This window comes from Pseudoalteromonas sp. NZS100_1, assembly GCF_015864285.1.
Lineage (GTDB): Bacteria > Pseudomonadota > Gammaproteobacteria > Enterobacterales > Alteromonadaceae > Pseudoalteromonas > Pseudoalteromonas arctica.
In genome coordinates this window covers 1-6,407 of record NZ_JADYXN010000056.1, presented here as the reverse complement: position 1 = coordinate 6,407, position 6,407 = coordinate 1, and the positions used below count along the sequence as shown (strand labels likewise).

General features: G+C 39.8%; 2 protein-coding genes and 1 pseudogene. All 3 read right to left on the bottom strand.

The window, feature by feature from the left end; all coding sequences use genetic code 11:
* A pseudogene (locus I6F66_RS20210) lies at positions 1 to 359 on the bottom strand (hypothetical protein); the annotation flags it as partial.
* Between the two features lie 162 nt (positions 360 to 521).
* Positions 522 to 5,201: an OmpA family protein gene (locus I6F66_RS20205; protein WP_197209647.1), complete on the bottom strand. Its 4,680-nt coding sequence runs from the start codon at positions 5,199 to 5,201 to the stop codon at positions 522 to 524.
* A gap of 2 nt (positions 5,202 to 5,203) precedes the next feature.
* A complete protein-coding gene (locus I6F66_RS20200; RefSeq protein WP_165729551.1) occupies positions 5,204 to 6,274 on the bottom strand; it encodes a PD40 domain-containing protein in 1,071 nt (356 codons plus the stop codon).
* Between the last annotated feature and the right edge of the window lie 133 nt (positions 6,275 to 6,407).

Here is a 6,407-nt window from a genome sequence, read left to right as displayed (position 1 = left end):
GCTGGTGGATGCAATCCCGCGGGCTCCAGCTGGTTAAATATTTCTTCAGGAATAATACGGCGCCTGTCTGAGCCATCTAACTGTGATGACCACAGCGTGCGTACTTCACTGCCTTTGTATTTATTCCAAAACATTAACCGCGGGGTTGAAAATGTATCTGCATCGCCATACACCTCTTCGCGTATTTCTAGTGGCCATTCTGGGTGGTTTTTGTGCTCTTTAGCCCATGGGTATTTAGCAACATCAACGGCGGTTGTGTTTGTTGAGCTTTGCGATGAGGGCTCTGAGCAACCGCTTAGCAATAAGCTAAAACAAACGCTGAGGGCGCAAAGCATGCTGTTATTTTTTAAAACCGTCATTATTAAAGTCCTTTTAAGCAGTTAAAGTACTGAGCCGTTCTGCACACTATGTCCATACCCTAATAAATAAAAAGCTCATATTCATGAGCTTTTTTATTCTTACTATAATTGCGCTGTTGCGCTCAGTTATGTTGGTAGTAACTACTTGAATTACGAATAAATTTATTCGCTTTTAAAAGCTCCTAGCGGCCTTACTTTCCTCTTTGTAGCATCTTCAACAAACCACTGTTTCACTTCATCTTCAGTCAACCCTTCCTCTGACAAGCGCTTATATAGGTCTTTTTGTGATGGAGTTGAATGATCGCTATTTAGCTGAGCGGCTAATTCTTTTAAATCAGCCTCTGGTAGTGTTTTACCCCAAGGCAAATTGCTATTTGTAGGGTTCGGTAGTGGTAACTTTAACTGCAAGCCATGGTTGCTAATTTTATCGGTCATCGAACCGATATCATTAAAATTAAAGCCCGAATTTCCCGCTGAGTTAAAGCTAGCTATACCTAGCTCCATAGTATATTGCCGGTCTTCTTTGTCAGTAAATATATCACCAAATTGGCTTGTAAATATGTCTCCAAAAGGCCTTAAGCCGTTTACTTTAACACGCTTAGGTGAGTCATATTTCAAACTGAAATTTGCAGCAAAAACAAAAACCTGCTCTTCACCGGCAAATGCTTTAGCGTCTTTGTTATGCCAATTAAGCAGCGCTCGACCCTGTTTACCTTTTTCGTTATAAGGGCCTGCGTTATTCAATAATTCAATTAACTCTTCATACTCTGGGCCTACCTGCTCATCAATTTGGCACTGGTTGTCATACCACTTATCCTCAAATTGATAGTCATCGTCATGCCACGTGTCCACCATTTTATTTAAAATACGTTCTGTTTTATAACCTTTATTTGCATTACGTGTAGCCTTGCCTAAATAGCAAAGTTTTGACTGATACTTCGGGCCTATATCATTAATACCAATAGTTTGCTGCAGTATTAAATCACATGGCACACTACGCCAATCTAAACCAATGAGTTTTTTGGTATAATTATCAGACTCTAACTCTGTACAGGTCGCTACAACCATAATATCGACTTGGGTATTCCAATCAAAGTCATCAAATATTATGTCATCGCCAAACTGGCGTACTTTAAACCCTAAACTTTGTGCGGCAGCAAATTCACTCTTAAACAAACGAATAACTTGCCCTTGCCTTTGTATTTTACTGGTTATTAAATAAGGTTTACCCTCACCACCAAAGCGCACCAAAATTCTAATGCTTTTTTCCCCAGCAAAAAGCTCTGGATATACAAAGCTTGAGCTACTACTCGTTAAAAAATCTTTTATTAATAGTGACTCTTCATTACCACCATTACGCTTTGTATTTAAATCAACATAAAACTCATTCGCCACAAACTTATTTTTTAAGCCTAAGGCATAGAGGACCTCCGCAGTGTCAGACTCAAAAATCATCTCATCACTATTATCTTTACGCTCCCCCATTAGTGGCAATACAACATTACTGCTACTACCAACTTGTGCACCAATGTAATAACGCATATCAGAAAAATTGTCATCTTGATAATATTCAAGTGCAGAGTCGTTTATAATCGAGTAAAAGGCTTCTTCGTGCACCATAGGCTTGGTACCTAAATACGTTTTTGGCCCTAATTGAAAAAACGGTGTAAATACACAACCAAACTTTCCGGCAAAGTGCTTTTCATTCTCTAATAGCTCAGACTCTACAAGCGGCCTTACAAGCTCTTTATAAGCAAGTTCGTTATTTATTACGCCATCACAGCGCGTTACTTCAAACGTAATAGGTGCAATACCGGTCATCGTGTCGTTAAACACCACGAGAACACGAACCGGGGTGAATGGTGTTAGCCGCTTTAGTTTATTGGCAATAATTGGCAACCACTTTTTTGTAGTTTGATCTTGATAATATATAGCGCTGTGATGATAGCTCGCCTCACCATATTCAGAAAATACCGGTTCAAATGTGTTTGCAAAGCTTTCGAGGTATTTACTGCCTTCTTTTTCTTGCGTGGCAAATGTGTGAATGGGGAAGTAATTTTGAAATTCAGCCGTAATATAATTATGCTCACGCGCTACTGTCGGCACCGTCATCATATAAAAACCATACGGATTAGATTGCGATTGCAAATAAAGCGTGTTTTCAGGATCTGTAACTGCGGCTTTACGTGCCGCTTTATCTAGCAAGCTGTAGTTGTCACTAAAGCCGTAAAGTGCTTTTTTATCACCATTTTTACTTTGCTTTTGATTGGTAATGCTATCAATTAAAAACACCCAAAACGTATCCATCCTAATTGATGCACCAGGTAAATTAGGCAGTGCCCAGCTATCACCTAATAAAAAGTTTTCTATGTATTGTTTTACTTTATAGCGTTCTAAATTTGAATAATATTGGCTTTTATCACCTTCACGCTGAGCCCTAAGTAGTAACCCCATAAGGCCCGATATGGCCTCTGAGCGCAACCTAAATTGAGCTGCCCATTGTGTACTTTGCTGCGTTTTTCCGTCTTTATTATATTCACTTAATAGCTCATGCATCATACCTTGATTAGCTGCACACTCTTGGCCTAGGCGTTTATCTCGCTGAATTTCTGCGTAATAATGTTTACAGGCGTTATCGAGGAGTGCTTCATCCATTAAATTCGCAGCCGACGTAGCAATAGCGCCACCCGCTTTTATTACCGCTACTGCCGCGGCAATGGGAGCTGTTATTGGGATAAATGCCATAACACCCAGAGCAATGTTAATCATTTGCCACGCCATATCGTCGCCTGTTTCATCTACTTTTATATCATTGGCTACGGTTAAATTACGAAAGCGCTCTAGGCTATCCATACCTTCACGAGACGGGCAAACATTTATTTGGCTAATAGCATACGCCGCAATATGTACACGGCGGTTTTGTGCTCGGCTTGCCTCATCTTTATTATTTATAAGTGGTTGAGCATAACCCAGCCCTAGCACTTCAATACGCGCCTCATCAATGCCTGCTTGGGTAACTAAAATGTGCTTAACAGCCTCTGCTCGTCGCTCAGATAACGCAATATTATAATCGTAATTACCTATATCGCAGGTGTGACCTGCCACGGTTACTTTAAGGCTCTCATTTTGCTTAAGCGCTTTTATAACGGCCTCGCTTTGCTGCAAAATGATATTGCGGTAATCATCGGTTACTTGCTCGCTATTAAGCGAAAACGTCCCTTCAATTACGACATCTTTTACAATTTCTTTGGCACTTAAATGCTCAAAATAATCGTTAGCAACCGTTTTATAGTGCCGTTTAGCTTGCGCTAAATTAGGGATATTTGTACCAAATTGCTGCAACGTAGTTTGCCCAAGTGCTGCAATATTTGTGGTTAAATCAGCTATATTGAGTGCATTACCTGCTGCATCCATTGCTACCTTAGGAATGCCAAGCTTTTTACCTAAACTATTATTATAGCTTTCCATTGCTGCTGGTGTGTTAGCTGGTAAACGCCACAAATTTTCTGCAAGTGCTTGCCGCCAAGCATCGGTTGTAAAGGCAGCGCGAGCTTCACGTAGCTTTTGCCAAGCATCCTGCCCATCTTGCATAGCGAACACAGCATCTAGCGTTGCTTGAATAGTTGTATCTTCTGTTTTATTTAAGTGAGTATGTATTGCTTTAGCAATTTTACTCCCTAAAACAAATTTACCATTAGTGGTAAAATTACCGTTACTAGCACTGGCGGTTATATCGGTATTTATTAACCCTGCAGCTAATTGTGCGCGACCTTTAGCCACCGCCCAGCCATGGCAAAAACTCTCAAAGCCACTGGCTATTTTTATTGGTTCATCGCTAACTTTAGCGCGACCAATTTCTTTACCGTTTTCATCTTTAACACTAATATTTTTAGGGTCATACGTGGCATGCTCGGTTTTTAAATCTTTGGCATAGCTTATTAAGTGGCTATAAAAGCGAGGAAATTGCTTTATTATTGCCTCTTCAACCGAAAGCGGGTCGCAATTAATTACATCAAACTCACCTGCCTCATTTTTTATATCAAAGTGGATCATTTCGGCGAGTTCATAGTAATCGTAGTTATCATCTGACTGAACTGATTTGGCACACCAGTTTGAAATATTAGCTAGGTAGGTATCTTGATCAAGCCTTACTTTGATTCTATACAACCCTTTGGGTAGTATCTTGTTAGTACCTGATATCACTGCTAATTTAGTTTCGCGGTCGAAAGTAGCTGGTATATCCCTTCCCTCTGGTGTTGACAAAACAATATTTGCGCCGGGAGAAAGAAGCGGAATGTTTGGATTAATACTTAAAATTATTGCTCGCGTTTTAGCCAACACATACGCTTGAATAGTTTGTACGTTTTTTTGAGTTATTTCTTTTGCGTACCACTTATTGTAAGTGTCGTCTTCGCTATTTTCTGCAGGCTGTTTTAAATTTGTAACAGGGACTGTTTGTAACTCTAATAACGGCGTATTTGAGCTACTGTAATTTTTTAAGTTATCAACAAACTCTTTCGCCCATCCACTAGGGTTATTATTGGCAATGAGACCAATGGATTCCATTGGCGGAATAATAATAGGCCGTTGATTATTAGCAATGTAGGCATGAAACGGCTGACGTACTTCTAATGAGTCACTATTTATTGTCGATAAAATACCGGAGCTATTTGTTTTTAATACAACAGGTTTTTTTGTATCATAAGTGGCTGACTTTGGTTGTTCAGCAATAACAATTCGGTTTGCTACCGGCGTTAATTTACCCACGGGTGTATTGTTTTTAACATAACCAGTTAATAAATACACGATTGGGCTGGCACTTCCTTTGCTAATGTCATGCATAACTAGTTACTCTGTGCTTTTTGGTTGGTAATAGCTATAGGTGCTATGCTTCTAAGCCCCCACATTCTCATTTCTTTAGTGCGTATTACCTGCTGTTCACCGGTTAAAATATTAGTTTGGGTAATAATACTATAAGTAACTGCCTTGTTGTTTTCATCAACTTCACCTCTAGGGTTATAGCCAAATTTAAGGGTAACATCTTCATCAAGTGAAAAGATTACGCCATTTCCCTCCCCTTTTTCTGAGTGCTCTATTTCAGGGTTTGCTATATTCACCCAATGGAAGTGAAAATCTTCTCTACCATACGTCATAAACGCTAAGTACTTACCATCGGGTGAAATACGGTGGTTTTTCATTTCCCACTTACGTGGAAAACCAAAGTTAACTTTGCGTACTATTTCACCATTAAACTTATGTATCCAAAAGCCATCGTGTTTTATCGCTAAAAACTCTTTATCACCTGGGAGTAAAAAAGCAGCGCCGCTGTGGTGAATTTGAGGTCGAGGGGTTAGCTCCCCTGTTGGTACATGGTAGTTAAAGTTTTTGCCATCTGAGTAAAAAATCACATTTTTACTGTCTGAGGTCCAATTAAACCACGGGTAGCCGCCCCCGCCAGACATAGTGATTAGTTTTTTTTCTTTAGTATCATATAACTGGCGAGTCGCTCGGTCATTTATATAACCCGAAATAGCAATATAACGGTTATCTGGTGAGCGTGCTGGTGGATGCAATCCCGCAGGCTCCATTTGGGTAAAAATTTCTTCTGGAATAATACGACGTCTGTCTGAGCCATCTAACCTTGATGACCAAAGCGTATAAACCTCGCTGTATTTATATTTATTCCAGAACATTAACCGCGGGGTTGAAAATGTATCTGCATCTCCGTACACCTCTTCGCGTATTTCTAGTGGCCATTCTGGGTGGTTTTTATGCTCTTTAGCCCATGGGTATTTAGCAACATCAACCTCTGCTTGTGGTGAACTTTGCGATGAGGGCTCTGAGCACCCGCTTAGCAATAAGCTAAAGCAAACGCTGAGGGCGCAAAGCATGCTGTGATTTTTTAAAAACGTCATTAAAACTATCCTTTTACTACATGCACTTATTTACGAGGTAATATAAATAAGTGCACTCATTAAAACTTTTTATGATTTATTGTTTTCAATATAACCAGTTAATAAGTAGACTAATGGGCTTGCAGATCCTTTG

Bases quoted from the DNA above. Each gene is read 5' to 3' on its own strand.
- I6F66_RS20205 (WP_197209647.1), bottom strand. From the start codon at position 5,201: ATGCATGACATTAGCAAAGGAAGTGCCAGCCCAATCGTGTATTTATTA.
- I6F66_RS20200 (WP_165729551.1), bottom strand. From the start codon at position 6,274: ATGACGTTTTTAAAAAATCACAGCATGCTTTGCGCCCTCAGCGTTTGC.